Raw genomic sequence first — 26,118 nt, 5'->3', positions numbered from 1 at the left:
CACTCAGACCAGTTCAGCGCTTTGCGCAACAGACAATAACTGCACGTCGGACAACGCCATAGCCTCGTCCCCGGCCAGCAACATTTTCTGCCCAATGCCGGTTACCAGATGTTCATGCAGTTGCTGCCAAGAGGTATCTTTACCCAGACGCTCAGAGACCTTAATACTGTCGTTGTAGGTCATCGGGATGAACACTTCTCCCTGCGGGCCATCGGCAAGCGCTATCTCGGCCCGCCGCCACACTGTATCCAACAATGATTCAGGTTTTTTTAACTGTAAACTGTCAATCTCACTAAACTTGGCCAAGTAAAATTTACCATCGGTGCCAAACAATTCCAGATAACCGCCCAGACTGTCGTCAAGATCACGCAGCTGTGACACTGTGTCGCCGTTAATGTTAAAAACAGTATTGCAGCGGTTCGCTTCAAGCTGTCCGGCACAGTGCACTGCCTGGGGCAAATCTTGCTCTTTTAACGCTAACCGCAGTTTTAGCAGCGACTCAAACATGGCGTCCGGCTCGCTGAACAAGGTGGCAGTCATACCTGCCTGATAAAAATCCTGCCGGGCAGATGCCGCCCGGATTAACTGGCGCAAATTGACAGCTCCAACCAGGAAATCCGGATGCTGCCTTACCATCATATCCAGTTGCTGATCGGCTTTTTCCAACGCGCCCTGTATGCATAACAACTCTATATAAGCCGCGCGTACGTCAGCATTTGCCGGATCCTCTTTAAGCGCAGCAATTGCGTATTCAGTAGCGCTTATAAGCTCGCCTTGTTTAATCAATGCCTGTAATTGTTTCACTGTAAACCTCATGCTGTAGCAGCGTGTTTGGGAGAAAGCTCCGCAACCAGTTTCACCGTGGTGATCATCTGATCTAACTGGAAATGTGGTTGCAGCTGAATAATGGAATAATATCGGCCGGGTTCGCCGCGTTTTTCCCGAACCTGGATACGAGCCTCGCGCAGCGGATGCCTTGCTCTGACATCGCTGGATGCATCTGAAGACGCAGTAGTGTAATTATGTAGCCAGCGTTGCAGTTCCTGTTCGCAATGCTCTGCAGAGTGGTAACCGCCGACTTTATCGCGGCCAATCACCTTTATATAATGTGCAAACCGCGCCACGCATAGAATGTATTGCAACATAGCGGACAGGCGCGCATTGACCGTGGACAGCTTATCGTCATAACTTTTAGCCTGTTGCACAGACGCATTGTTATAAAAAGCAAAATGATCACTGTAAGGCACTACCGATAAAGGCACAAAGCCGTTATCTGAAAGTTCGGCTTCAAAACGATGGCCTACCAATAGGTTTACAGAGGGCTTATTGTTAGGCTGATACTTTTCTGTTTCATAGCGGCTTACCGGCAAGTCACTGACCAAACCGAAATTATGCTGTCCGGCTTTCATACCGCGGATCTGCGCAAACCAACCCGATTCGCTGTAAGCGCGGACCAACACGGCAGCAAAGGCAAAGGCCGCGTTACCCCAAAGGTAATCCTTTTCGGCATGTACTAATGCTTCTTTAAAAACAAAACTCTCGCTGCGTGAACCATCGTCTTTATAAGGGCTACGCATTAAGATTTGCGGCAAAACAACGCCGAGAAAACGGGCATCCTCCATGGACCGCAACGCACGCCACTTAACATATTCGGGCTGTTTAAACTGACTTCCGATATCTGAAACCAGGCCAAGTTCAGAAAAGTGATCAACGCCAAACAAAGACGGGTGTGCCGAACAGATAAAAGGGGCAAAGGCCGCCGCCGCCGTTCTGGCAACTTCTTTTAACGTATCAAGATCGTTTACCAGTTGCCCTGGACGGATCTGATGGCTTATCTGGTAATCACCAATCAACACCCCAAACGGCTCGCCGCCCGGCATATCAAACTCGTTGTCGTATATCAGCTTGAAAAAATCACTTTGATCAAAATCGATCGCGCGATTGATATCTTTGCTAAGTTCGAGCCAGGACAACGAAAGCAGTTTTACTTTGATTTTTTGTTCCCGATCATGCCGCTCTGTCTGCTCAGTAAGGTAAAGCAGCCCCCGCCAGCTCGCTTCCAGCTGTTGTAATTGGGAGTGGTGAATAATATCGTTGAGCTGAAGGTTAATTAGTCGGTCAATATCTGCGATGGCGCGACATAACAAAGCACTGATGGCATTCGTACTATTAGTTCTGATGCCTGCAACATGTTCAAGCCAATATAGAATGGCAGCCAGCGGATCAGACTCACGTAAAAAACGTGCCAGCACACCACCACGTTCTAACCGTTTATATACCGGTTGACTAAACGCACTGTCATGCTGATCAGAAGGTGCTGTTTGCGTAAAAACATCCGCTGAAACAAATTTTACCGCGTCTGCCATGACATCCTCGACTGCTTACCCGCAATTAAAAACACCCATCAGCCTGCAAACACATGGGGATGAGTGTGTCTGCAGGCTTCAGGTATTAACTGCCCATTTCAGGAATTTTCGCTACCAGGCGCAGCGATGTAGACAGCTCTTCTAACTGTAACCATGGTCTTAGCCATGCTACCGCATTGTAAGAGCCTGGACGGCCTGGAATTTCACGTACCTGAACTTTGGCATCAGCCAGCGGATACCGGGCACGGACTTCCTGACCACTGCCCTCTGATGCGTTCACGTAGTTAAGGATCCAGCGATTTAGCCAAACCTCAACATCCTCAGCTTCCATAAAGCTACCGATTTTGTCACGGGCCAGTACTTTCAGGTAATGCGCAAAACGTGATGTCGCCATCAGATAAGGCAGACGTGCTGAAATTGCCGCGTTTGCAGTGGCTTCCGGCGTGTCATACTTTTTCGGCTTTTGTGCTGTCTGAGCGCCAAAAAAGACTGCGTAATCGGTATTTTTGTAATGACACAGTGGTAAAAAGCCCATTTTCCCAAGCTCTGCTTCACGTCTGTCGGTAATACCGATTTCTGTCGGACACTTCAGATCCGGGTCACCATCATCGCTCATGAAAATGTGGCTGGGCAAACCTTCAACTTTACCACCGCCTTCTGCGCCGCGGATTGCTGTACAGAAGCCGTACTGAGCAAACGCATTGGTAAGCTTGGTTCCCATAACGTAAGCTGCATTCATCCAGCAATAGTCTGAATGGTTGGTGGTTTTCGCTACACCTTTTTGGCCGTCAAGTTCAAATTCTTCAAAGCCAAATTCTTCTATCGGCGCCGTGGCCGAGCCGTAAGGTAAACGTGCCAGAACACGTGGCATTGTCAGCGTCACAAAGCGTGAATCGTCACTGTCACGGAAAGACCGCCATTTGGTGTATTCCAGCGATTCAAAGATTTTTTCCAGATCGCGCGGTTTAGATAATTCTGTCCAGTCATCAAAACCGAATAGCGCTGGAGCTGATGCCGAAATGAACGGGCAAAAACCGGCTGCCGCAACGTTTGACATATACGTCAGTGTTTCAATATCTTCCGGGTGATTTGTAAATTCATAGTCACCAATAATCGCACCATAGGGCTCACCACCAGGCGTACCAAACTCGGACTCATAAACCTTTTTAAACGTTTGGCTTTGATCAAACTCCACCGCTTTGCTCAAATCTTTATAAAGCTCTTTTTTGCTCATACTGATCATGCGGATTTTAAGCGAAGCGCTGGTTTCTGAATTCATCACCAGGTGATTCAAGCCACGCCAGCTCCCCTCTAACTTCTGAAACGCTGGAGTGTGCATAATGACTGCCAGCTGTTCAGAAATCAGCTGGTCCAGCCGGTTAATCGCTTCATTAAACGTCACCGTCAGGTTCTTATTCCAGCTTACGGTTCCGCTTAATGCCTCTTCTGTTAAGGTTCGTAGCAATTCTTCTGCACGTGACGCATCGGTTTGCTTAGTCGCACCTATGGCTTGCTCCAGCAAAGAACTGGAGGCTGTCTGAGCATTATCATGCTGCTCAAGTAAAGCTTCCGTACTCATATTATTTGCCCTCTACGCTAAGATCCTGCGCCAGCTTTTGCAGATCTTCATTGTTGTTTAGTACCCGCTCCAAAATATTCTCAAGCTCTTCAGAGCGATCGATTTTAGTCATCAGATCGCGTAGCTTGTTGCGGGTCGCCATCAGCTTATCCAAAGGTTCAACCTGTTTGACAATTGCCGCTGGCTCGAAGTCCTGCATCGATTTAAACTGAAGGTCGACACTGAACTCACTACCATCACCAGCCAGCTTGTTTTCAACTTTGAAATTCAGCTTCGGATTCATCCGCTTTAACACTTCATCAAAGTTATCGCGATCAATCTGCACAAAACGACGGTCTTTTAACGGCTTTAATGCTTCGGTGTTCTGACCGGCAAAATCACCCATCACGCCGACAACAAAAGGCAACTCTTTCTTAACCGCAGCTCCCTCTGTCTCTACGTCATATGTAATATGCACTCGGGGCTTACGCACCCGGGACAACTTACTGTGAATACTTTCCATTGACTTTCTCCTGTTACTCAGCTGTTATTTACGCCTGTTGGTACCGGTTTATTAGCTACTGCTTTTCTGCGGGATCCCCGCCAACCGGAAATAATGATTACGGCTGTTGTTATCGTCGATCAGCTCCTGCAGCAGCTCAGGCAAGCTGAGTCCACTCCAGTGCACTACCTGTTCAAGCGCGTACGAAATCGGTGAATGAGGTTCAGTTTTGCGGAAAAATTCAGCCGCCTGTTTCAGGCTGTACAGCACTTGTTCACGACTCTGAACCTGGCGCTGAACAGGGTCGGCTTCACTATCACTTTCAGTTTCACTCTGTAATGTGACAGCTACCACCTGCTCTGCCAGCTTGTCTGCTGCAAGATAATTGACCGCATCGAGGCATTTTTGCAGTGCTTTGCTTATCGCACTGGTCGGCTGGGGTTCTCCCCCCATAGCGGAATCCATTGCTTGAGACAATAAAGTAAACTCAGCAATCGCATCATCAATCTGCGTTTTGAGCTGCTGATAAAATGCCGCAGATGTCTCCGCTACTGCGTTTTTCACTTGTTCCAGGCTGGCAATACCCGCATCGGCTTTTTGCTTCTGACGTTTTTCATCCTTACGTGAAATGTCAGCCGCACGTTCGTACTGCCAGCATGCAAATTGACCATGCGCTGTCACATCAGTCAGCGGAATACTGAGAATGGGCGTGATAAGGGCGCCATCTCCTTCATAACCGTTCAAGCCAATCAGTGGAGCGATGCGCATTTCCATGCCATCTTCATCAGGCAGTGGATACAGGCAAGTCCAGAAGTGCTCAATGAGTAACCGGGTAGCTTTAAAACCTGCGGCTAGACCAGCAAAACCATGTGTACGGCACAGTGCTTCTATCAGCCAGGCGGCATACTCAAGATCTTTAGTGCTGCTGCATAACACCTGGGGGATTTTTTCGCTAAGTGGCCGCCAATCAGATATCAGCGCCTGAAAATCCTCATCTTCAGCGAGTAACGCTCGCTCGTTTGCTCTGGCCTGACCACGAATATCTTTTAACTGGTAATACTGAGAAGTGGGCGAAATATCACTACGCGGATCAATGCCTGCTGGTGCACTGGCATCAACCACATTAATTAACATTTCAAAATCAATTAATTCACTGTATTCCATCACAACAACCAGAATGAGACGTTTTCCAGCGAATTATGTTACTTTATTGTTTTATTAATAACAACAATTAAGTCACTTTTTCTAATTTTTTATATAAATAGGTATTGTCTTATCCTTTTCGTTAACATAATCAGGATTCACATCAACCTTTATCAGAATACAAGTCACGTTATCTCTTGCCCCCGCAACCAGCGTTGAGTGCAGCAGCGCCCTGTTAGCCTCGGCAATATTGTTATGTGTCAGATAATGACAAATCTCTTCGTCACTCAGCTCCTTGTTAAGTCCATCACTGCAAAGCAAGAACAGATCTCCCGGTTGCCACACACCACTAATGACATCGACGGTCAGATTTGGGTCTACACCTACGGCACGTGTTATCACATTGGCGAGCTCGTGCTGTTCTGCTTCACTGCTATCAATTAACCCTTCGTCAACCATCTCATTTACCTGAGAATGATCACGGGTAACCTGGCGCAGAACATTATTACGCAGCAAATATCCACGGCTATCTCCGGCCCAGAGAAAATGGTAATGCAGTTTGTCTATCATCAGCACCACGACGGTAGAGCCAGCGGTGCGCCCCTCCAGGTTTCTGGCACTGTAAAGACATAACTCGTCATTCGCCTGCTGTAATGATTCTGTCAGCAACTGTAGTGACACATCGTCACTTCGCTGTACCGCAACCTTGACCGTATCAACAACCAGTTGGCTGGCAATATCACCAGCCGCATGTCCACCCATGCCATCGGCAACCAGCCAGACACCGCTATCAGCCATATCAAGACAGGCATCTTCGTTACATTTTCTGACCAGTCCTTTGTGGGTTTGAGCATGGGATACAACTTGTTTCATCGTTATACAATTCCGCCATCGTTAATGTCGGCACACTGCCAGTGCCAGCGTTGCCAATCGCCGTTAAGCATAGCGGCGTACTGGCTGACCTGAGGTAAACCATTGCTGACCAAAGTACAGGCCGGAACCTGTTCAGAGCCGTCAGTCCACCACAAACAATAGCGCTCAAACTGCTGCCGGTAACTATGGTGTAGCAACGACATAGCATCAGGCTCACTATTACTCTGGATCACCCAGGCCGAACGCCCCTGAGCTTGCGGCATGACGGGCGCCACAAGGTGTTGCTTGTCGGGCCAGCAAATTTCGGCCTGCTGTAATCTGGTAAGCCAAAGCTCAAAGCTAAAGTCATCCTCAAGTGTTAACAGGGCCTGCTGTTGTAATACAGGGCTCCAGTTATCCTGCAATCGGGCATGAACCGGCGTGCATGGCATAACTCTGGCTAGTGTAAGCGGGAAATGCCGGCCTACCTGATCAACGCTTGGCATAAGGCTGCCCATTACCGGATCTTTACCGCAGACGCCAGCGGACAGTGCAAAATGCCAGACCGGGCTGATCAGATAGCTTTCCAGCCATTGCCGCCCCAACTGCTCCCGACTAACAGCCATAACAGCCTGTAACCACTCGTTCCAGCTATCGACAAAACCGGCTGCCAATCCCTGAGCAAGAAAATCGCCGCGACTGGGGATCTTGCCGCAAATACCTATCTCATTTATAAACTTGCCGGACAACTGAACGTCTCCAATGCACTATTCCAAAAAGGGTTATTTACTGTATCAGGCACCAGTTCGACACGGGCCTTATTACCCTGTACAGCCAGATGTAAAATCTTATCTGTCCGGGTCTGCGGTCTGGCTTGCGTCAGCTCATCAAGAAAGCGGAACCAGGACCACTCACCAGCATGACTGACATTAGAGGGTAACCCTGAGTTGGCTGGGGTAAAAACCAGTCTGGTTTCCAGCTTATTCCTGTCGCCTGGCCAAAAAAACTGTCTCGAACGAGTCGGGCCATGCCGGTAGGATAACTCCTGGCCATCAAGCTCCAGCAAAAGGTGTGTTATGTGGCGGTCAAGATAGACAGGCCGCAGGCTAAAACCCACTTTCAGCTTCTGACTGCCATTTTCAAAGAATGCCGCCCGGATCTGTGCAGCAGCCTGGAATGTATTCAGAACACTGTGATCCAGACCTATGTCTTTCTTAAACGTCCAGTTAGTGCGGCTGGTATTAACAAAGGGGCGCAGATAATCCTTGAAAAAGTTATCCAATGTACCGTCGTAACCAAAGAAACGCTCAAAATCGCGCAGTTTAATGTCATTGTCACTGCGCCGTTCAAGCGGATAGCGGCCAGCGATAGCGCGTTTGTATTCCGCCAAAACTGTACCTTGCCAGGCTTCATTTATGTGCTGGCGACTACCTTTTGCAAAAAGCTTACCGGTATCAGCCGACAGATTACCTAACCAATCAGCAAAAGGAGAAGGGATATCGCTCTTCAGACGCCGCAGCGCCATACTAAGCTCATTTCCACCTTCGCCATCCAGCTGATTAACATAAGCCTGACGGGCCATGCCTCCGGGCATATACAACCGCTCCAGATATTGGTGGTACATGCGGCTGGTTTGGCCGATTTGCTCCAGCTGAGCATCACTGATATTCAGTAGCTCAGTGAAAGCCAGCTCTACTTCTTTACCCGGCAGCTGTTGAGACAACGCTGACATATTGTCAGGTAGTAAACGGTCTAACCTCGCTTTTTGCCCGGAAAACTGCGTTTCTGCGACCTTGCCGGCGACATCAGTTGCCAGCTTCGCTTCAGCTGACTCCGGCAAACTGGTCAGCCGCACATTCTGTTGCACTGCCTTGATAATACTCTGAATAGGCTGCTCAGGGCCCGACAGTACCTTTGTCACAAAAACACCCTGCTCAACATCACTGACGGAGGCAATACTGATGTCGTCCAATAGCTGCTGCCACTGATACGCATAATCACGCAGATAGCGCTCAGTAACCTGCTCAGACAAGCTTGAATCCGCAGGGTTGTCACCCGACTCTGTCAGTTCACCATAAACCCAACTGTCTTGCATTAAACTGCGGATAATCCGGCGCTTCTCAACGTTAAACAGACCATGGAACCCTTTATAGGTGTATAAGCCCGGAATACCTTCCTGCAATGAGTGCCCACTTTTACGCTGAACTATTTTAACGCCGTCAGTACCCAATACATCTACCAGTCTGAAATCAGGAATATGACTTTTAATCAGTTCTGTACGGATGCGCTGATAAGCCCGCTCGGCTAACGGAACCGTCAACAACAAATCACGGGCAGCTATTACAGCATCTTCACTATATGTCGCACCTTTAACACCGTTTTCCAGTAACGCCTGCAGATGGTTCTGTAACGACAGTCTCAATGGCTGGTTTACGTCGCCAGCAAAACGCCGCTCCACATAGAGCGCAAACCAGGAACTTATCTGTTCAGCATCAAAGTATTCAGGTTTAAACAGCATCAGATACGTTTTTAGTGTTTCATACAGATAATCTCTGTGCTGAGCATTTATCTGCATTTCATCCGTTAAACTCTGTAACAAGAAAGGGACAAAACTATGGTAAAGACCGTGCTGGTAGGCAGTTTTACCCGCCTGCCCCAACTTATCTCCCTGATATAAACCAAGATTTCTGGGGCCATCTGTAGGCAGAACGCCAGAATACCCTGCAGGTAAGTCACGTAATAAGTTCAGCTGGTCGTTAAGTGCAACCACGTCCTGCTCTGTGCGGTTGCCTTCTGTAAGACTCTGATAGCTCTCAATATCGTGACTAACCGTATCGACCAGAGTGGTATTCCAGCTATAACTGCCAGCCCAGGCGAACAACAGCCAGACGGAGGACAACGCGGTAGCGGCCATCACTGAACGCCGTATCCAACGATGCCTGTTTTTATGCCGAAGATTAACGGATGCCAGTTCCCGTTCAGGGATAACAATTTCTTCAAAGAACCGCTTAATAAAGTATCCCTTACCTTCGCCGGTCTGCCGACGCAGTGGCGGTTCTGCAAGGCCAAAGTTAGAACCAAGCTGTGACATGACCCGATCTATCGGCACACCTTCCTGTGTGGCACTGGCAATATAAACGCCCCGTAACATTGTTGGCTTTTCAAAAGGATTGGGGGCAAATATCTCTTTGAGAAAATCATCAGCAGCACTTTGCAGTAATCTTAACTGCCTTGGGAATTCGTAAATCGCCGCCCGGTTCTCCTGATCGTGCTCATATTGCAAGCGACTGAATAACCGCTGAGTCAGGCGATTGATCATGGCGTGAAACTCTTTATTAAACTGTGAGACCACTCCTTTTTCTGCGTCATTAGCGACTGCATTGAATGTCATCCCCCAGACCTGCTCCCGCTCCTCTTCGCTCAGATGATCAAAAAACTCGGTAAAGCCAGCAATTAAATCTGCCTTTGTGAACATAACATACACAGGAAACGTCATACCAAGCTGGTTCTGTAACTCTTGCACGCGCTGCTTGATGGCCCGGGCATGTAAGTTACGCTCGGTACGGGTTTGATTAAGCAAATCAGCCAGACTGACAAACACAATGACACCATTAATTGGCCGGCGTGGTCTGTGTTTGCGTAACAGGCCCAAAAATCCCTGCCATGCGGTAGAGTCCTGTGCTGCATGGCTGTCCTGAGTAGTGTAGCGCCCGGCGGTATCAATCAGTACTGCGCGGTTAGTGAACCACCAGTCACACTGGCGGGTGCCGCCAATCCCTTCTATAGCATCCGCCCCCATATGCTCTTTTAACGGAAACTCCAGACCAGAGTTGTGCAATGCCGTTGTTTTGCCTGAACCCGGCGGGCCTATCAGCATGTACCACGGTAGCTGGTATATATCACGGGCCTTGCCAAAGCGTGCATGCTTTAAAATGTCCAATGCCTTTTGCATCCTTTGCCGCAGCACTTCTATATCGCGTTTTGCCAGTTCGTCATGCTGCTGATGCTCTTCGCCATTTAACAAAGTATCCACGGCCTGGCGGTTCGAGCGGTTCTCGCGCAATCCTTTAATATAGTGACTCCCGCCCCACAGCATAGCGATAATGAGTAATGTCAGCAGACGGGCACTGCTGCTTGCCAACGGTTCATAGCCGGCTATCGCCAGTAGTGGGCCACCGAACCAGATTAACAGCGCCAGCGCCAGCAGGCCGACAATAGTAATAAACAGACTGGATTTCAGCACTGCCATGACAGGCTGCAGCACAGTTTTAACTTTCATAACACTTCCTTTGTTTCAGCCGCTACGGTAGCAGGTCAATTTCAACACGCCGGTTCAACGCCCGGTTCTGTGCGCTGTTATTCGGTGCTATCGGGTTGGCGTCACCGTGACCTTCAGGCCACAAGCGGCCATGTAAATTGGCGCCGGATGCCAGCGCATCTGACATCGCATTGGCCCGGGCCAACGACAAGTGCCAGTTAGATGGATATTTGCTGGTAAAAATCGGCAAGTCATCTGTGTATCCACTGACCAGAATACGGCCCTCTGTTCCCTCGAGTGCTCGGGCTATTTTCACTGCAACCGGCTGAAAACCTTCATTAATACCGGTACTGCCAGGGCTAAAAGACTGATCTAGGCCCACCCGGATCCGAACCCTGTCAGGCAATTCGATTACTTCAAGTAACTCACGACGGATTTCAGTCTGTAATAATTGCTGCAACCGGATTGCATCCTGTTTCACTTTTGCTGTTGCCGGTTGAGGTGTGTCCTGTTGCCAGACGATTAAATTATTTAGTTGCCTGCTTACCTGATCGGAATAGCTGTTAATCTGATAATTCAAATACATGTAGCAACCAAGCAACACCGCCGCAACGACTGAGCAAATTACCCACAGGGGAAATTCGGCCCGCAGCTGATTGGCGGCGACAACCTGACTGCGCCAGCCTGGCGACAGCTCGCGGGCCGGTTCACCGCGCTGTGAACGGATGGCTTTATAGGCACGTTCACGAAACCCTTCGAGCTTTTCATAACCGCGCTCTTCAATCCGCATTTTGCCGACAAAACCAAATGACAGGCACAGATACTGTAACTCCAGTAACAGCAGGTGCTCTTTTGGCGAGGCTATGGCGTTATCCAGTAATGTAAAAAAATACTCTCCGCCAAAGGTTTCATTGTGAAAAGTAGACAGTAAGCTTTCCGTCGCCCATTCACTATTGCCGCCCCAACTGGTGTTAAGCACTGTTTCATCAATAAATGAACACATGCAGTAGCGGGCTTTTTCAATCAATTCAGCTGGGATGCCCTTGTTGCGTAGTTGCTGCTCATACTGGCTGATCAGTTGTACACACTGTGTTTTAAGGCCCGCGACATCTGCGTGTTGCTTGGTGTGCCGTATTGGTGATACCAGAGAAAACAGCGCACCGGCTTCATCTATCAGAATGTTATCGCTGATGGAAAGCACCTGCAGCCGCTGCTGATTGTCGTTGTGCACAGCGTTAGCAGATATTCTTGTTCTGTCATTGTCGCCGGTGTGGTGTTGCCCAACGGCCGGAGCAATTGCTTTGGCCGGGGCTTTACCTCCAGGTCGTGGTTTCATCACGGTTTTATCTGACATTGTTCACTATCCATATTATTTATCAGAGAGGCACACTGTTACGATTTAATGGCCCACAGCTCTATTTTTAAACCGGGGTAATTGCCGGACAAATGCAATGCCAGCCCACCACTGTTTGCCAGGCGTTCCCAATAAATGCTGCCTTTATCCAGCTGAAAATAGTGGTATCCGGCGTGATACGGAACCTGCCTTGGCGCAACGGGTAAGCCAGTTACGGCGATCCCTGGCAATTGGTTATTCACCAGCTCACGGATATGCTCTACCGGGCCAATTTTCAGTCTGGCGGGCAGGTGCTTACGAATATCATCCGCCGGCAAGTCTGCTGACACAGCCAGCACGAATTGTGCGTACTCTAATAAGGTTTTATCTGTCAGTGGCGACACAAGAATGCCAAACTTGGCTTGCTCTAACGGCAGAGCCTGAGCTGTCTGTTCCAGCACCACACTCAGAGTCTGATTCAGAATGACGCCAAGATTGCCAAACACCATCGTTAAGTCGTCATGCTGATACTCAGGAAACTGTGGCGGACGTTTTTGCCGTGAAGTGAACGTAGCAAGCTCTCCAAGCAAACTGACAATCAGCCGGTACAGGTTAAGCGGATGCTCCAGCACGCCACTTTTAAGATGGCGTAGTACCGGCTCATAACGGTTTAATACCTGTAGCATCAGAAAATCGGCAATAGAATTGGCGGTTCCCTGCCCCTTACCCAGACGGTCTGCCAGCGCGTCAGCCCGCTGACACAACATACCCAACGCCTCATTAACAAAAGCGGTCAGTTCGCCATCTTGCTGAATATCGAGTAAAGGCGGGATAAACTTTTTCACCAACTTAACTTCGCCTTGCTCAGATACTTCACGAATACGGGCAACCGGCAGACAAATAAAGCCGCCCCGGTCTTCAGACTCGAGCTTAAACTGCAGTTGTAACTTGGCTAACTGCAGAGTCTCTGTCGCCTCTTCTGCCAGACTGTTATCTGTTATGCTGTGGTCGGCGTAAGCGAAGCGACAGATCCGATCTTTATCATTGCTGATATTTTGCCCACTGGCTTTATTTACCGGCAAACACAGATAAACCAGCTGATCGCGGCACGACTTCGGCACCTGGATTGGCGCAGGCAACTGCTCTACCATCGGTAGCTGCAGTACAGTACCATCGGCCAACATAGCCTCGAGCTCAGCCAGGGCAAACTGACCAAACTTCAGACTCTGATGATCAATGCTCAGCTGCCGCACCCCCCAACAGTACGGCAATTGCATTGCTGCTTGCTGCTGGCGACTGTACTCAAAATAGCGTTCTTGCTGCTGAAAATGCTGCGGGCGCAGAAATAACCCTTCAGACCATGCAACGCGGCTAAAGTCACTCATTTACATACTTCCCCAACACTGGCATTTATTGTTTACGCTCTAAGTCATGCTCACGGATATACACCGCCAACTTATCCACATAGACATAAAAATCGTCGTATCCGGTTGGTTTAACATCCACCACTGCACGCCATCTGGCACCTTCAATATCGCGATAGGCAGCGACTATAGCCACAGCCTTAGTGGCAGGCTGCAGTGCCATGCGGTACTCATTACGCTGGCCCGGTTCAAATACCAACTCGTCTTTCTTTAACAGATCTGTACGCAAAATGGTTTCAGGGCTGTCGTACAGTACAAAAAAGTCCTGATTTTCGAAAACAGTCTTTGATGCCAGCTCATACACTTTGATGATGACCGGTGACGGTCTGCCATCAAAATCAGGGTTAATATCTGACGCGACCCGAAAATGCAGCTTGGTCGAGGGTGGAAAAGTGGCATATACCGCCTGGCAACCAGACAGCACAGCCATGCTTATACAAATAAGTATCAGTGTTCTTAAAAGTTTCATCGCTACTACTCCTGACGGTGTTGTTATGTCCTACCGCTTATTTATTCTGTTTCTTCTGTAAACTGGCTTCATAGGCGCTAATAAAATCATCATTAACCCCTTGTTTATCTTTATTGTTGGCTTCTGCTGCCAGCTCAGCGTGCAGAGCTTTATACCGACTCCACAGTCTGGCCTGACGTAGTGCAGGATTGACCTTATCGACAAAACTGGCACCAAAATCAGTAGCTTCAATCCTGGCCGGAGACAACTGTGTCAGCAGACCGTTTATCGCGCCTGCCGTACCGGCGAGAATAGCGGCTTCATGCTGGCTGATATCTGCAAAGGCTTCAGCAATCGCTTGCCGCGCAGGCATATAGCTGGCTCCACGGCGGTTAAACAGATTGTGAAAGGCCTCTTCAGTGTTAGCTGAAAACTTCAGGGGATTATTTTCACGTTGCTGAAACGTAGTCTGATTTACCCGAAAAGTGTTTTTAACATTGGAGCGCTCCCGCATAACGCCTATGACACCTTGCAAAGATTGCTGTAAGGCCTGACCCAGCGTTTCCCACCACTGCGCTGAAGCGGTTAAACGAGGGTCTGATTCCTGCACACCAAGCCCTTTAAGAAAGGCCTGCAAGCATTGTTGGGCGGGCTCTGCACCGGTAGTTTTTTCGTCAACAAATTTGCTGACAGCAGAAGAGCCGTTCAACTCTCTGACTGGCGTTTTATCTGTAGCTTGCCACTCAGATGCCCAGTCATCCGGAATAAGAGCCGACGGTGCGAGGAAATGATCATCCAGTGTCAGATCCGGTTCAGAGTTTTTGTTTCTACTATCACTAACTACACTGCCACCGCTACCGAAAATATCTGCCGACACTTCAGCGATAGACAAACCGGCAGCATGCTCAGTACTGATGTGGCTGTTAACCACGGGTGTGGTTTCAAATGACGTAACCGGCTGTTGGTGTTCCTTAGGCGCAGTCTGTACAGGCGGCATTGCATCAACCAGTGCCACCTGGATCTCATAATCGCCCATACTCAGTACATCACCATGCTGCAACACATGCTGATTGCCGGTACCTAAGGCTTCAACCGCGCGGTTAACAAATAAACCGTTGGTAGATTTATCTGTGATAGTAAAGGCACCGTTGATATAACTTATCAGTGCATGCACACCGGAAACAACCCGCTCCGGATCCGGCAGATACCAGTCGGCCTGTTCAGAACGACCTAAGCTGCCACCCGCTGCATCAAAACGTTTAACTGCAACCTGCCTGGGTGAAAGGCGGTGATAACTCAGCACTGACAATTCAAGTAACATATCCCTCTGCCCCACATTACACTCCTGCTTGTCAGCATAATCACAATTTATTTACCATAAATCGGTCGTGAAGGTTAAGTTAATTTAAATGCAACGTCAATAGACACCTAATTAACAATAAGGCAAACAATAGCGTGATAACCTGCCTTTATTGTGAAATAATTGACAATTATTTAAGATTGAAAAGGTAACATCCACTGCTGCCATGCTTAACAAGGAGTAGAATATGACTGTTCAGGAACCGGCCAGTGTACAAGAGACACCAGCAGACGATGCTGATAAAACACGCTATGCAGTGAAGGCAAGCAAACCACAAAGCCCGATAGCCACCGCGTCACAGACAGCAGTAGCCGATGGAATGCTGATAAAACAGCGTTACTTACTGGAGAGTAAAATTGGCTCCGGCGGTATGAGCGATATCTATCGGGCTACGGATACCTTTTTACAGAAAGCAGGCGTGGCAGACTGCACTGTCGCTATTAAGGTGCTTCAGCCACAATATGTTAACCAACCCGAAGCACTGCAACTCCTGCTGCAGGAAGCACATAAAACACAGCAACTTTCACATCCGAATATAGTGCGGGTGTTTGACGTAGATAGTGATCAACACCACCATTTTATTGTGATGGAGTTTCTTGACGGCGAGAGCCTTGAGCAGGTGATTAAACGGTATAAACCCAAAGGTTTACCGTTAAAGTCTGCTTGCAATTTGCTGCAACAGATCGCGCAGGCGCTAAACTATGCGCACCAGATAGGTATCGTACATGCGGATCTGAAGCCAGCCAATATTATGGTCAACCGTGCGGGTGTCGTAAAAGTGCTGGATTTTGGCGTGTCGCAAACGCTACAACTGAATCACGATATCTATGCTGCTGAGCAGCAAAGTCAGACTGCGCCGCTAAGCGGCTACACGCCAGCTTATGCCAGTCCCCAGCTTTTGGCTGGGAATACTCCCTGTGTTGCTGATGATCTATTCTCATTCGCTTGCTTAAGTTACGAACTACTGACCAGTAAACACCCATTCGAACGCCTACCTGCCGATAAAGCTGCGGCACAGAATAGGCAAGCGACAAAGCCGGCACATATCAACCTGTTACAGTGGATTACGCTTAAACGGGCGTTACAGTTTGACCCAAAACTACGCAACACCTCTATCACAGAGCTGATGCAACGCTTTACGCAGCAGCTATGGGCATCTGCAGCTGTTGCAGCAGCGGTTATAATGCTCGCCTGGGGTGGCTGGCATTATTATCAGCAGCAGCAACGTGCAGTGGAACAGTTTGAACAGAAAACGGCATTGCTCGACGCGCAGCAGCAACAGTATCAACAGCTGTTTGATGCCTCGCCGGCCGAGGTACTTGCGGCAGTGTCTGAGTCAACCGAGCGGGCAATACCGCACGAAGCCCTGCTTCGCTTGCAGCAAAATCGTATTCTGAACCATTTTGAGCAACAAGTTGATCAACTTATCAGTGACAGAAGTTTCACCTACCCCAATTATCCGGAAATAGAGCGGATTCTGGCACAAGCTAAAACCTTATACCCTGACTCGCATTATCTGGCTGAGCTCAGCAGTAATATGCAGCGCAGTAAACAAACCGCTATTGAAGTGCTGCGTGCCCAGCTTAATCAGTTATTGATTAATCAGCAATATCAGGTGCAAAGTGATGCACCGGATCCATTTACTATACACACCGAGCTTCAGCGTATAGATGGCCGCTACAAAATCATACCGGATAGTGAAGAGAGTGATGCTTATATCAGTGCATTTAACGACGCTGTTGCAACGAATAATGCGCAGGCCTTACAACAGCTGATTAAAGTGGGTCAGCTGCTGTTTGCGAGTAATGAGCTGACAGCACCGTTGGTTACGCAGGGGCAGCAACTCGCAGCAGCTGTGGATGCCATGACACTATATGAACAAAGTGTTGCGTCAGGCAATGACGCTGAGTTTCCGTATCAGGCTGCTGAAGTATTTTACCAGCACAGCTTCTCATTGCTCGAGAATGAGCTTGGCGCCAGCATTAAAGCGGCAGACGTCGACGCTGTTTATGACAAGCTGCAACAATACAATAGTCTGGTGCCAACAGACTTCTCGCTGCATGTTTCGCTGCGGCGAAAACTGGCAGATAAATATTTAAGCCTTTCGGGCGAGCTACTGCAATCGAATCAGGTGCGTACGGCTGAGCGCTTAATGCGCCGGGCTAATGAACTGATGAGTAGTATTGCAAGCTGATCAGCGGTAATTATCTACCCCCTGACAAAGTTGCTTAATACCAAGCAGTGTGCGGGGGGTAGTACGAAACAGATAATCTGCATTTACGGTTAAAAAATGTTCAGATTTCACTGCGGGCAAGGTCTGAAATGTCTTCCAAAAGCGAAAATCGGCACTGCGCCCCTGGCCTGCAGGCTGAATAATCACCTCAGGCTGCGTCAGTAACACTTGCTCAATACCCACTTGCGGATAATCACCTTTCACTTTTGAAAACGGATTTTCTGCCCGGCACAGCGCTAATATCTGTTGCGGCCAGGCATTATTCGCTACTGTGCTTAACGGCGTGGTTCCCATAGCAAAAAAAACCGTTACCGGCGTTTTATGCTGATATTGCTGCCTCAGTTGGTTCAACTGCGCCTTAAATTGCTCAGCCTGCTGCTGTGCCTGGGGCTGTAAGCCGGTCAGCTCACCCAGCATCACGAGTTCTTCAGCAATATCGTCCAAAGTCAGCGGATCAGAGAATGCAACTTTGATCCCCAGCTGCTGCAGACGTTTAATATCGGCCTGCGGATTGCCGGTACGCCAGGCAATAACCAGATCTGGCTGTAACGCCAATACGGCTTCAATATTAATGCTGGCATAATTTGCCACACTGGGAAGGTCGGCAGCCTGCTCGGGATAGTCACTGTAATCACTTACCGCAACCAATCTGTCTCCGGCGCCAATGGCATACAACATTTCAGTAATATGCGGGGCTAATGCAACAATGCGCTGCTGCGCTAACGCTAAGCCACTGTTGAACAACAATACCAACACCAACCAGCGCATCACCAATCCACTCCCTTTTGAGCTTTGACACCGCGGTCAAACGCATGCTTTACATTTTGTACTTCACTGACAGTATCTGCCAGTTCAATCAATCGCCGGTGGCAGGCTCGGCCTGTTATTACCACATGCTGAGTCTCTGGACGAGACATCAATGCCCGCTCTATCCGTTCCAGTTCGATGTAATGATAACTAATCATATAAGTGAGCTCGTCAAGCAGCACCAGATCTACAGAATCATCAGCCAAAAACTGTTCTGCCTGCTGCCACACGTGCTCCGCTGCCGCTATGTCAGCCGCCTTATCCTGTGTATCCCAGGTAAAGCCGGTAGCCATAACTGCGAATTGCACACCGTGTTGTTGCAACAAGTTACGTTCGCCACAATCCCAGTTTCCTTTTATAAACTGAGCTACGGCGGCTTTCTGACCATGCCCGACTGCGCGGGCGACAGTACCAAAACCTGACGTTGATTTTCCCTTGCCGTTACCGGTTATTACCAGTAATAAACCCTTGTCTTCTGTTGCTGCAGCGATGGCGCTGTCAACCTGCACTTTCAGGCGCTGTTGCCTTTCACGGTGACGTTGTTGTTTCTGCTGTTCTGAGCTCATAAGTTATCGCTATAGCCGTTGCCGGCGCATTATAAGTAAAAAGAATACGCTGCCAGCCAGCGAGGTAATAACCCCCAGTGGAATTTCCTGCTGCGGCAAAATTAAGCGGGCCAGATTATCAACCCAAATCATAAACAAGGCACCAACCACTGCCGAGCCCAATAACAAGCGCACCGACGTCACACCAAAAAAATGCCTGACAATATGTGGCACCATCAGACCGACAAAGGCTATGCCTCCGCATTGCGATACGATACATGCGGTCAGTAACGCCGTTGCCAGTAACAATGTCAAACGCAACCGTAATGTATTAACACCAAGCGTACGTGCACTTTCATCACTAAATAGTAACGCATCCAGCTGTCTGCGAAGCGCCAGTGCCAACAGCAGTACTATTAACGTCACCGGTGCCAACAGCGCAACGCTGTGCCAGTCTGTGCGGCTTAAACTCCCCATCAGCCAGAACATAATGCGGTTAGCTGCAAATGGCTCGGCAAAATACAAAATAAAGCTACTTATTGCACTGAGCATAAAAGACACGGCAACACCTGCCAGCAACGTAGTCTCTACTTTACGCCAGCGCTGGCCTGCGCACACAGCAAATACCAGCGCCACGGCAAACAGTGCACCTGCAAACGCCCCCAAAGCCATACTCACCATCTGAGGTGGTAACACAACACTGACAAGTGTCGCTCCCAAACCGGCACCAGCCATCAAACCAAATAAATAAGGATCGGCAAGCGGATTGCGGCTGGCGTTTTGCAAAATAGCGCCACAAATCGCCAGGCCAGCCCCCACTAATACGGCGGTCAGTATGCGGGGCAGTCTTATCTGCCAGACGATTGTATTTAACAGCTCTGCATTAATTGGCAGGTTAAAGCCCTGGCCGGCCAGTAAATAAAACACCTCACGGATACTTAACTTAACGCTGCCAAAAGTCAGGCTTAACAGCACGCTCACTAACAGCAAAATAACAGCGCCCGTCATAGTTCGGCCATAACGACGTCTTAACATCAACGACCTCCATCATCAGGCAAAAAGGTGAGTTGAAGCTTTTGCAACTGTGGATGCAAATAGGTATGGCAGCTCATCCCAAAAACCGGCTGTAATATGGATTCGGTCAGTACCTGGTCTGGTGGGCCAAAACCACACTGTACTCCCTGGTCAAGTAGTAACAGCTTATCGCAGTACATTGCCGCAAGATTTAAGTCGTGCAGGCATGCCAAAGCCGGAATACCCAGATTGCGTACCAGCTGTAATATCTGATGTTGAAACTTTACGTCCAGATGGTTCGTGGGTTCATCAAGCAGTAATATGGCTGGCTGCTGCACCAAAGCACGTGCAATATAAAGTCGCTGCAGCTCACCACCTGACAGCGTATCAACCTGTTGCGTTGTTTTATGTTCCAGCCCTACTTTTTGTAACGCCTGACTTATACACTCGTCATCTTCACTGTTATTAAGTTCAAACCAGCTTTTACGGGGCAAAAGCCCCATAGCGGCGACCTGTTGCACAGTTAAACTGAACAGCGGAGACAAGTTCTGACTAACAACAGCCACAGTGCGCGCCAGCTTTGCCGCACTATATTGCTGCACGGGTATTTTCCGCAGCAGTATAGTGCCGCTGTCTGCAGTATGATGGTTACATAACAAACGCAACAGGCTACTTTTACCGGCACCATTTGGCCCGATAACACCAACAAACTCACCAGGCTGCAGTGAAAAACTAATATTCTGCAAAATAGGCTTATTGTCTAAGCGAAGAGAAATCGCAGATACATTCAGCAAAACCGACTCCTGACAAAGGCAGCCGCCGGCCTGCTATGAGCATGGCATGGCGCTGCTGTGAACTCCCGCACAGAGGCATAACACTAGGCTTAAGCAGGTATCCTGACTTGATGTGATAGCCCACAATCACCCTTCCCGGCGCAAAGCCAGTGGTTACAGATTGCAGCACATCTTACAGTTGCGGGTACAGTGCAGGCCTCTCACCTGCTTCCCTGGCTGGCGGGTATCAACCCGCCCTAAAGCACGCCACAGTGTAACAGAAATATATCTGCTCAGGCATAACAAAACCGCCGGCTTAATGCCGGCGGTTTTGTTATCAGGATTGAATATTGTGCTGTTGGCTATTCGAGTGCACTTAACAGCGTTTTATCCAGACCGTCTTCGTTTAATATTTTGACAATCGCCTGACAGTGTTCAATAGTGAAATCGCCATCGGCAATTTGTGCGTTAAGCATACTGCGTCTTTTCATCACGATATCAGATACCATTTTCTTATCTGAACCGGTTTTATCCATCTTGGTGCTAAGTTTATCCAGAAACGGATACAGATTTTTTTCAGCATCGTAAGCAGCTGATCGCACCGCCGGGTGGAAGTCCTCACAGGCATTAAGGTTCAGCAGATAAAAATTCAGATAACCGGCAACAGTTACCAGTTTATAATCCTGAGTATTCGCCATTGCAGCTGTGGAAAACACCGTTGCCGCAATAATTGCACTTGCCCATTTTTTCATTATGACTTCCTGTTGTTCAGCTTGCGATGCTATTCAATCTAACCACAAAGCCGGTGTTTTGCAACGTTAAGATGCTAAAAAGCAATGCATCATATTATGTAAATAAGCTAACCTGGTATCAGCAAATAACACTCTGCCATTATCGACAGCTACGCTCATCTGCCTGTACTAAAGCCTTATTGCCGCATCATTACTTATATGCAACATTTAATGTCATCCCATTTTGTTACGGAGTTTTTATGCGCTTTGTCACTCTGACCGTCCTGTTGCTGTCGGCCCAGTCCGCATGTGTTCTGGCAAACAACGATTCAGCTATCAGCACGCTAAACCTGAATGACACTATTACCGTATCAGGTTTGTCCAGCGGAGCTTATATGGCTGGCCAATATCATCAGGCATTTGCCAGCCAGGTCAAAGGTGTGGCCATGTTAGCCGGTGGGCCTGTGTACTGCGCGCAAAACAGTCTCGGACTGGCATTGGAGCATTGCTTTAATAAAGACACCAGTGCGCCAGATCTTACGGCAATAGAACAATACCTTACTACAGCGCGTGAAGCTGACAAACTGGCCCCGCTCAGCGCTCAGGCCAATGATAAGATATGGATTCTTAACGGCACTGAAGATAAGACAGTACAACCAAAGCTGGGCGCCCTGCTTTTCCAGCAGTACCAGCAATGGGTTAAACCAGAGAATATCGTGTTCGTTGATGACAAAGCGTTCGCGCATACCTTTCCGACAGACCGCACTGATCTGGGAAGTTGCAGCCAGTCAGAGCCACCGTATCTGGCAAGTTGCAACTACGATGCTGCAGGCGCTCTGCTTAACCACTTAATCGGCGACATTAAACCTAAAGCTGCGACAACAACCGGTGAGCTCGTCGAGATAAATCAACACCAATTATCCACAGCAGCGACAACCACTCTGGCTAAAACCGGTTATTTATATATCCCGCAGCACTGTGCTGGCGGTGAACCCTGTCAGCTGCATGTCAGTTTTCATGGTTGCAGGCAAAATGCTGACAACGTAGGCGATGCCTACGTCACTGGCACAGGATTAAATAACTATGCTGATACCAACAACATAGTTATCGTGTATCCACAAACGCAGGCCAGTAATATAAACCCGTTCAACCCCAATGCCTGCTGGGATTGGTGGGGTTATACCGGTGCCGATTACGCAACAGCTATCGGTCCTCAGTTACAAGCCGTGCACCAGTTAGTACAAGCTTTACTGCACAAGCCGGGGTAATTCTAAGTAACGACGCTTAGAAAAAGCGCGACCAGGAAATAAAGGCTGACAGCCCGGTATCACGATCGGTTAACGGGCTGTCACTGATACTACTACCATACCATTTGTGCTCAATGCCAAGCCGCGTCATACCACCGAAAAATAGCGGCGTACTAACGGCTAAACCCGCAGAATAATTCCAAACGCCATCAGCACTATAAGCAGAGCGCCCGGCAATGGCTTCATCTTCGCGAACACCATAATAATAATCAACCAGGTCACTGTCGGCATAACTCACCGCAAATTTAGGTTCAACCACTACAGCATTAAAGCGGTAGTTATAACTTACCGCCAGTGTCGATTCCTGGCCGTTGGAATTGCCAAGCAAATCAAATACGGTATCTGCTTCGAGCAACCAGTCTTGCTGGCGCAGCTGAACCGCTATACCACCATCCAGCGAATCTTTGCGCTTCGCCATTCCGGTAAATACCGTACTGTCAGACGAGTCGAAGCCATCAAAACGCGGCGCCAATTTTGCACTCACGCTGAAATTACCAAGCTCAGCCAACTGATAGCTGACAAAAGGACCGTATACCGACAGCTTTTCACCCCGATACCCCAGTATCGGCAAAGGTATGGTACGGCTGCTGTAACCGCGATAAATTTCCTGATTAACGCCAACGCCAACGCCTACGCCGTAAAGAAAACCGTTGGGGGTTTCCTCTGCTGCAGCAACATTACTGCACGCCACCGTCATTGCTAACACCAGAGCAGAGCAAGAAACAAAATAATTACGCGTCATCATATAACCTTTGTTTGCCGTGAATAATTCAGTTGAAGCATCACAACATAAAATATTTACCATTTTATTTCTGTGATTAATGGTATTGATACGGCACTGCTAATGCCCCTGATTGGACACACCCGCTGGCAGTAACTGCTCTACCCCACCAAGTTGTTTAGCAATTTGCATGATTCTGCCATTGTGTCTGGCCAGCGCAGTTTTATCTTCTGCTGTCAGGCAGCTTGTCAACGTCTGATAATACTGCTGCCCCCGCTTGATACTTTTTTCTGCATTTTGCCGCTGCGCTGCCGGCACAAACATCAATGCCTGCTGCGATACCTGTAATGCCGGTTGGATACTGTCCAGTACCGGCCAGCTTACTTTTGCACTTAGCTCAACAAATTGCTGCGGCGTAAAACCATGTTGCTTAACCAGCTGTTCAATTTGTTTTTGATAGTTTTTGTCTTTTTCCTGCGCACTTAATTGCTGGTAATGCTTTGACCAGTCACAATGCTGCTGCAGCTTAAATTGATTATTTTGCGGCCTTTGCTGTAGCTGCTGTAATTTGGGGATCAGTAGCTCAAGCTGATCCAGATTGTGATCGGTAAGTAACGTCTCAGCCGCCACCGGAGCAGAAACACAAGCAACCAGAGTAAGCGCTGTAATAGTTTTCACAGTAAACATAGAGCCTCCAGAACACATTTTAGCTGCATCAGAACAAAGCCAGGCTTAACCCAACCTGAAATAACTTTCAGCTGAAAAACAGTGCCGTTAAGCCACCAGACAGGATAACCAGCGTAGCGATGAGCAGCTTGTTTGCCAACACCCTGCTGCCAAGCACGAACACCAGCATACATTTGACTACAGTGTTGCTAAGCGCCGCTATCGTCACGCCGGCTGAAGCTACTGCCAACGCATCAGGCAAACGCCTCGCATAATCTGTCATAGACAAGGTTACTGCATCGACATCCGTAATACCCGCGACAGCAGCCAGTATGTATAAGCCTTCTGCTGCCGCATATTGTTCAGTAAGCTTTACCAGCAGCAGTATCACCGCAAACAAAACACCAAATTTGATTGCCGCGACCAGGCTAAAGGGGTTACTAACTTTCAGTTCGCTGTGCTGTGGCGAAATATAACGTCGATTACCAAGCCAGTAATACATACCAGCCATAACAGCTGTGATTACAGCCATAGTGGTAAATGGCAGCAATAACGGCGCCAGTAACGGTTGATACACAATAGCTACCGTGACCAGTACACGGATAAACATCACCAGCCAGGCTAATAAAACACCACACGCCTGCGTATCGGCAGCCAAAGGATCACTTTGTAGTTTACTACTGCGGGCGAAGCTCAGTGTGGCGGCGGTGGATGATGCCAGTCCGCCACTTATACCTGTCACCACAGTTCCATGCGCGGTACCAAGCCAACGCACCGCTATGTAGCCCAGCAACGACATAGATGATATCAGGATCACGAGTAACCATAGCCGGTACGGATTAAGCGCCTGCCACGGGTCAATCGCATGGTTAGGTAGCAGTGGCAGCACAATAAAACTGGCAATCAGCAGCTTTAATCCGGCATACATGTCATCAATATCAATTTTGGCCACCAACCCATGCAGCGGTTGTTTAAAGGTTAAAATGGCAGACGTCAGAATACCCAGCATCACCGCCAGCTCTGCATAGCCAAACATAATGGCGCCGCCGAGCAGGCACACGGTAATAGCACTTATTTCACTGGTAAGGCCTGGAGAAGCCGCCGTACGTTGGTTCTCCAGCACGTAGGCGGCAATAACCGCCAGTGCGACAATCAACACCGTGATGACAAAAAGCCAGGGCGACTGCAGATGCAAGGATAGCCAGGCGGAAATAGCGCCTGCCTGCGCAAATAAAATATAGGTTCGAAGGCCACCAAAATTACCGGGATGTTCGTTACGCCTGTGTTTTTCCCGCTCAACCCCTACCAGGGCGCCAAGCAATAATGCGATTAAAAAGTTCTGCACCATTGCAAAGTCAAACTCTGACATTTTAACGTTAACTCAGTTGTTTAGCTAAATCTGGCATCAGCATAGCGTAATTTATCCTTCAATGTCAGTGTATCAAACGTAACCCGAAATTGAGCCGCTACACCGAACGCGGTACACTCTGTGCCCCAAGGCTCAACGCAGGTTTATTTATGGCATTAAAAGCCACTGTTTTTAAAGTTCAGCTGCAAATAGCAGATATGGACAGACACTATTATCAGGATCACAGTCTGACGCTTGCACAGCATCCTTCAGAAAATAACGAACGCATGATGGTGCGCCTGCTTGCCTTTGCCCTTAATGCCAGCCCAACGCTCGCCTTCACAAAAGGCTTAAGTGCAGAAGATGATGAGCCGGAACTGTGGGATACCACACTGGCCAAAGAGATAGAGCTTTGGGTTGAGTTCGGACAGAGCGACGAAAAGTGGTTACGCAAAGCGGCTGGCCGAGCCAGACAGGTACAGTTATTTTGTTATGGTGGCAGAAGCGTACCGGTATGGTGGAAAAACAATCAGCAAGCACTGGAGCGTTACAGTAACCTGAAAGTTATCGACATACCGGAAGAAGCGGTTAAAGCGATGGCCAGGCTGGTTGACCGCACCATGCAGTTGCAGTGCAATATCAGCGAAGGCCAGATCTGGCTATCAAATCAGGAGCAGAGTGTACTGATTGAGCCTGTGCTGCTAAAAGCAGCGCAATGAGCATCGCCGC

23 protein-coding genes and 1 riboswitch are annotated in these 26,118 nt (G+C 48.7%); of the genes, 3 read left to right on the top strand and 20 right to left on the bottom strand.

From position 1 onward, the window contains the following. Positions 1–3: 3 nt before the first annotated feature. The 12 genes from AC5SV9_RS19095 to tagH all read right to left on the bottom strand — a co-directional run bounded on the left by AC5SV9_RS19095 (position 4) and on the right by tagH (position 15,220). On the bottom strand, positions 4–804 hold the full coding sequence (locus tag AC5SV9_RS19095) for a type VI secretion system accessory protein TagJ (RefSeq protein WP_475150700.1): 801 nt from the start codon (positions 802–804) through the stop codon (positions 4–6). An 8-nt stretch (positions 805–812) separates the two neighbouring features. Then, positions 813–2,366 (bottom strand): type VI secretion system contractile sheath large subunit, encoded by a 1,554-nt coding sequence (gene tssC, locus AC5SV9_RS19090; protein WP_475150701.1) that lies wholly within the window; start codon positions 2,364–2,366, stop codon positions 813–815. 85 nt (positions 2,367–2,451) lie between these two features. After that, positions 2,452–3,945, bottom strand: coding sequence for a type VI secretion system contractile sheath large subunit (gene tssC / locus AC5SV9_RS19085; protein WP_134055097.1), 1,494 nt, complete (start codon positions 3,943–3,945; stop codon positions 2,452–2,454). A 1-nt stretch (position 3,946) separates the two neighbouring features. Beyond that, a complete protein-coding gene (gene tssB, locus AC5SV9_RS19080) occupies positions 3,947–4,447 on the bottom strand; it encodes a type VI secretion system contractile sheath small subunit (RefSeq protein ID WP_475150704.1) in 501 nt (166 codons plus the stop codon). A 51-nt stretch (positions 4,448–4,498) separates the two neighbouring features. Next, positions 4,499–5,590, bottom strand: a complete 1,092-nt coding sequence (gene tssA / locus AC5SV9_RS19075) for a type VI secretion system protein TssA (protein WP_475150705.1) — start codon at positions 5,588–5,590, stop codon at positions 4,499–4,501. 81 nt (positions 5,591–5,671) lie between these two features. Continuing rightward, on the bottom strand, positions 5,672–6,442 hold the full coding sequence (locus AC5SV9_RS19070) for a PP2C family protein-serine/threonine phosphatase (protein WP_475150706.1): 771 nt from the start codon (positions 6,440–6,442) through the stop codon (positions 5,672–5,674). Positions 6,443–6,444: 2 nt separating this feature from the next. Beyond that, positions 6,445–7,170 (bottom strand): type VI secretion system-associated protein TagF, encoded by a 726-nt coding sequence (gene tagF / locus AC5SV9_RS19065; protein WP_475150709.1) that lies wholly within the window; start codon positions 7,168–7,170, stop codon positions 6,445–6,447. After that, positions 7,152–10,700 (bottom strand): type VI secretion system membrane subunit TssM, encoded by a 3,549-nt coding sequence (gene tssM / locus AC5SV9_RS19060; protein WP_475150710.1) that lies wholly within the window; start codon positions 10,698–10,700, stop codon positions 7,152–7,154. The genes tagF and tssM overlap by 19 nt, the downstream gene beginning before the upstream one ends. Positions 10,701–10,722: 22 nt before the next feature. Next, positions 10,723–12,033, bottom strand: a complete 1,311-nt coding sequence (gene icmH, locus AC5SV9_RS19055; RefSeq protein WP_475150711.1) for a type IVB secretion system protein IcmH/DotU — start codon at positions 12,031–12,033, stop codon at positions 10,723–10,725. 38 nt (positions 12,034–12,071) lie between these two features. Further along, positions 12,072–13,397 carry a type VI secretion system baseplate subunit TssK gene (gene tssK / locus AC5SV9_RS19050; protein WP_475150713.1) on the bottom strand — a complete coding sequence of 442 codons (1,326 nt, stop codon included), beginning with the start codon at positions 13,395–13,397 and terminating at the stop codon, positions 12,072–12,074. Between the two features lie 25 nt (positions 13,398–13,422). Further along, positions 13,423–13,905, bottom strand: a complete 483-nt coding sequence (gene tssJ / locus AC5SV9_RS19045; RefSeq protein WP_475150715.1) for a type VI secretion system lipoprotein TssJ — start codon at positions 13,903–13,905, stop codon at positions 13,423–13,425. Positions 13,906–13,942: 37 nt separating this feature from the next. Next, on the bottom strand, positions 13,943–15,220 hold the full coding sequence (gene tagH / locus AC5SV9_RS19040; protein ID WP_475150717.1) for a type VI secretion system-associated FHA domain protein TagH: 1,278 nt from the start codon (positions 15,218–15,220) through the stop codon (positions 13,943–13,945). A gap of 211 nt (positions 15,221–15,431) precedes the next feature. Here tagH and AC5SV9_RS19035 point away from each other — a divergent pair, with 211 nt between their 5' ends. Then, the gene (locus AC5SV9_RS19035) at positions 15,432–17,438 is read left to right on the top strand and encodes a serine/threonine-protein kinase (protein WP_475150718.1); all 2,007 of its coding nucleotides are present in this window, start codon (positions 15,432–15,434) and stop codon (positions 17,436–17,438) included. Here AC5SV9_RS19035 and AC5SV9_RS19030 read toward each other — a convergent pair whose 3' ends face one another. From AC5SV9_RS19030 to AC5SV9_RS19010, 5 genes are all read right to left on the bottom strand, one after another. Beyond that, positions 17,439–18,245, bottom strand: coding sequence for a cobalamin-binding protein (locus tag AC5SV9_RS19030; RefSeq protein WP_475150720.1), 807 nt, complete (start codon positions 18,243–18,245; stop codon positions 17,439–17,441). Then, on the bottom strand, positions 18,245–18,850 hold the full coding sequence (gene cobO / locus AC5SV9_RS19025; protein WP_475150721.1) for a cob(I)yrinic acid a,c-diamide adenosyltransferase: 606 nt from the start codon (positions 18,848–18,850) through the stop codon (positions 18,245–18,247). The genes AC5SV9_RS19030 and cobO overlap by 1 nt, the downstream gene beginning before the upstream one ends. A gap of 9 nt (positions 18,851–18,859) precedes the next feature. Further along, complete coding sequence (locus tag AC5SV9_RS19020) at positions 18,860–19,864, bottom strand: FecCD family ABC transporter permease (protein ID WP_475150723.1); 1,005 nt, start codon at positions 19,862–19,864, stop codon at positions 18,860–18,862. Beyond that, positions 19,864–20,637, bottom strand: coding sequence for an ABC transporter ATP-binding protein (locus tag AC5SV9_RS19015; protein ID WP_475150724.1), 774 nt, complete (start codon positions 20,635–20,637; stop codon positions 19,864–19,866). The genes AC5SV9_RS19020 and AC5SV9_RS19015 overlap by 1 nt, the downstream gene beginning before the upstream one ends. 75 nt (positions 20,638–20,712) lie before the next feature. Beyond that, a riboswitch (cobalamin riboswitch) is annotated at positions 20,713–20,893 on the bottom strand. Between the two features lie 85 nt (positions 20,894–20,978). Further along, the gene (locus AC5SV9_RS19010; RefSeq protein WP_475150726.1) at positions 20,979–21,368 is read right to left on the bottom strand and encodes a hypothetical protein; all 390 of its coding nucleotides are present in this window, start codon (positions 21,366–21,368) and stop codon (positions 20,979–20,981) included. Positions 21,369–21,607: 239 nt separating this feature from the next. Between AC5SV9_RS19010 and AC5SV9_RS19005 the strand changes: the two genes are divergently transcribed. Continuing rightward, positions 21,608–22,615: an extracellular catalytic domain type 2 short-chain-length polyhydroxyalkanoate depolymerase gene (locus tag AC5SV9_RS19005; protein WP_475150727.1), complete on the top strand. Its 1,008-nt coding sequence runs from the start codon at positions 21,608–21,610 to the stop codon at positions 22,613–22,615. A 16-nt stretch (positions 22,616–22,631) separates the two neighbouring features. Here the strand turns inward: AC5SV9_RS19005 and AC5SV9_RS19000 are convergent, their stop codons facing one another. The 3 genes from AC5SV9_RS19000 to AC5SV9_RS18990 form a co-directional block, all read right to left on the bottom strand. Further along, positions 22,632–23,351, bottom strand: coding sequence for a MipA/OmpV family protein (locus AC5SV9_RS19000; RefSeq protein ID WP_475150728.1), 720 nt, complete (start codon positions 23,349–23,351; stop codon positions 22,632–22,634). Between the two features lie 144 nt (positions 23,352–23,495). Next, entirely contained in the window at positions 23,496–24,062 is a 567-nt protein-coding gene (locus AC5SV9_RS18995) for a hypothetical protein (protein WP_475150730.1), read from the bottom strand. Between the two features lie 67 nt (positions 24,063–24,129). Continuing rightward, entirely contained in the window at positions 24,130–25,410 is a 1,281-nt protein-coding gene (locus AC5SV9_RS18990; protein ID WP_475150732.1) for an MgtC/SapB family protein, read from the bottom strand. Between the two features lie 149 nt (positions 25,411–25,559). Between AC5SV9_RS18990 and AC5SV9_RS18985 the strand changes: the two genes are divergently transcribed. Then, positions 25,560–26,108, top strand: coding sequence for a YaeQ family protein (locus tag AC5SV9_RS18985; protein ID WP_475150733.1), 549 nt, complete (start codon positions 25,560–25,562; stop codon positions 26,106–26,108). The last annotated feature ends 10 nt before the right edge of the window (positions 26,109–26,118 follow it).

The organism is Rheinheimera sp. ATLC3, from assembly GCF_059429535.1.
The sequence above is the reverse complement of the archived record's forward strand: the minus strand, read 5'-3'. Positions and strand labels throughout refer to the sequence as shown.